Genomic DNA, 2,850 nt, shown 5'->3' on the forward strand with positions numbered 1-2,850 from the left:
ATAACTCCTTCGATACTCAAGATGAAAGTTTCTCTCAATCAACTCCATGCTGATCCTGGCTCGAATATCAACGGAACCAGGAATCTCACATCGACAGGTTGAATCTGAAATGGCTTCAGTTTCGCACTTTTTAATCGCACTGATTCTAACAGTTTCTCCAACTTAAAACTAGATAAGATTGTCTAGTTTTTGATTTACTGCGAATCACCTTGAGTTCTTTACCTAACTTCTGGTATAAACACCCATTGATGCATGTTTTGTAGTTTCGGAGGTCGGGTTCAGTCACAAGGAATGACTGCTCACCCTGATGGGAAAGGGGAGAAATGCTGTCATTCTTGAGCTCACAGAAGCAGCAAACACGTCGATCATTCATCCAGGCCGGAGCACTGGGAATGACCGGATTCTCATTGGCGAATTTATTACGGGCAGAAGCGCAAGCAGGCATCGGTTCCTCGAGCAAAGCCATCATCAATGTGCATCTGGATGGCGGCCCGCCCCATATGGATATGATCGATTTAAAGCCCGATGCCCCCGTTGAAATACGTGGCGAATTTCAACCCATTTCATCAAAAGTGTCCGGGATTCAAATCTGTGAGCTACTGCCGCGCATGGCAGCACACGCCGATCAATTTGCATTGATTCGTTCTCTGACAGGTTCTGCCGGAGCCCATAATGCATTTCAATGCCAATCAGGTTTTCGCAAAAAAGATATGCTCTCTGTCGGCGGTCGCCCGGCTCTCGGTTCGGTCATCGCGAAACTCGAAAGCACAGCCCGCGATCTGGCTCCCCCGTTTGTCGATATCATGCAAGGACGCGGCTTAGTCAGAAACAGCGCACGACCCGGGTTTTTAGGCCCCTCGTACCAACCGTTCCGCCCCGACCTCTCTGACTTATTTGAGCGACAGCTTGAGAAAGGGATGCAAGGCGAACTGAAACGTCTGGGGACAGACCATCAAGTCAGCTTGAAATTAAATCCTGCTCTTAGTCTGCAAAGACTGGAGAATCGAACGACTTTACTCTCGAAACTGGATACGATTCGACGCAAAGTTGACTCCAGCGGCATGATGGATGCCATGGACCGATTTTCACAACAGGCAGTCAGCATTCTTACCTCCGGTCGTCTAGCCGATGCAATGGATCTAAGTCAGGAAGATCCCGCCACACTGGCACGCTACTCACCTGCATCACAAAACGATGTTACAAAATTCACGACAAGTGATGGCCCCGATGCCGTTAAGAAATTCCTGATAGCCAGACGTCTTGTACAAGCGGGTGTACGATGTGTAAGTATCTCAATTAGTGACTTTGACACGCATAGGAACAATTTCGAGCGTTTGCGTCAATTACTGCCAATCGTTGATCATGGACTCTCTGCCCTGGTAACCGACCTGCAGGAACGCGGGATGTTAGACGATGTCACAATCGTTGCCTGGGGAGAATTTGGGCGCACACCTCGTATTAATTCGAAAAATGGAGGCCGAGATCATTGGCCACGTGTAGGCCCTGCCATTCTCGCTGGGGGAGGCCTGCAAACCGGACAGGTCATTGGTAAAACAGACCGCACCGCCAGCACTGTAGTTCAGCGACCCGTGCATTACAAAGATGTCTTTGCCACTCTGTATCATACCCTCGGCATTGATCCACATGCAGTCACGTTAACAGACCCACACGGAAGGCCCCAATATCTCCTCGATGAAGGCAAACCCCTGGCAGAACTCATTTGATTTCTCCGTTTGCACCACACCACAACAACTACTTGTTTCACGATTTTGGAGCAGGTATGATCGAATTGACTAGAATAGCTTCCTGCTGTTTACATACGCCACACAATCATTCTACTTCCCACAGGAACGTTTCAACCATGAAAAATATCGCCATCCTATTCAGCTTCATTCTGATACTTCTCAGCAATCCAATAATCGCGAATGCGGAAGAGTTACCGCACTATAAACCTCTCTTCAATGGGAAAGACCTGACCGGTTGGGTCAATGTAAACACCGACAAGGATACCTGGTTTGTGCGCGATGGAATGTTGATTTGTACGGGACACCCCATTGGTGTCATGCGAACGGATAAACAATACGAAAACTTTCTGTTACACGTTGAATGGCGCCATATGGAAGCCGGTGGAAATTCAGGCGTATTTGCCTGGAGCGCAGGTACCGTCCCGGAAGGAAGACGCTTACCCAAAGGCATGGAAATTCAGATGCTGGAACTCGAATGGGTCAACCTCCATAAGAAAAAAGATGGTACCCTGCCTCCGATTGCCTATGTGCATGGCGAACTCTTTGGAGCGAATGGTTTAACGACAATACCCGATAACCCGCGCGGCACACGCAGCAAGTCCATTGAAAATCGCTGCAAAGGAAAAGGGCAATGGAATGTCTATGATGTCGTCTGCGTCGATGGCGTTGTGAAACTTTCCGTGAATGGCAAATTCGTCAACGGCGTCAGAAATGCCTCGATCAAGAAAGGGTATCTCTGTCTCGAATCGGAAGGAGCAGAAATTCAATTCCGAAGTATTCAAATTATGGAATTACCCCCCGGTATCACGTCAAAAGCACAAACCGCCCCTCTTCTAAAGTAAGAAATCACCAAATGAGGACGCAAACACCAACGGTAGTAACTACGCTGATCACACATGTATACCCGTCAATAAGAAATTATTCTTGAGTCTGCATTTTAGACATGATACTCTTACTTAGGATAATGAATTAAACAAACGAAAGCATGATTTGCGTCTGCTTATTATAATTGACTTTTGAGTGTCAATTTTGGTTGGCGTTTCTACATAAAAAAATAATAATTCATAAACTGTTTTCAATTCAGGAGATCCACCATGCGTAGAAA

General features: G+C 47.1%; 2 protein-coding genes. Both read left to right on the forward strand.

What is annotated here, in order from left to right:
* Positions 1-323 precede the first annotated feature (323 nt).
* The gene (locus Q0668_RS11855) at positions 324-1,724 is read left to right on the forward strand and encodes a DUF1501 domain-containing protein (protein ID WP_298864684.1); all 1,401 of its coding nucleotides are present in this window, start codon (positions 324-326) and stop codon (positions 1,722-1,724) included.
* 137 nt (positions 1,725-1,861) lie between these two features.
* Entirely contained in the window at positions 1,862-2,587 is a 726-nt protein-coding gene (locus tag Q0668_RS11860) for a DUF1080 domain-containing protein (protein ID WP_298864687.1), read from the forward strand.
* Positions 2,588-2,850 lie beyond the last annotated feature (263 nt).

Source organism: uncultured Gimesia sp. (assembly GCF_937910335.1).
In the GTDB taxonomy this organism is placed as follows: Bacteria; Planctomycetota; Planctomycetia; order Planctomycetales; family Planctomycetaceae; genus Gimesia.

Bases quoted from the DNA above. Each gene is read 5' to 3' on its own strand.
- Q0668_RS11855 (WP_298864684.1), top strand. From the start codon at position 324: ATGCTGTCATTCTTGAGCTCACAGAAGCAGCAAACACGTCGATCATTC.
- Q0668_RS11860 (WP_298864687.1), top strand. From the start codon at position 1,862: ATGAAAAATATCGCCATCCTATTCAGCTTCATTCTGATACTTCTCAGC.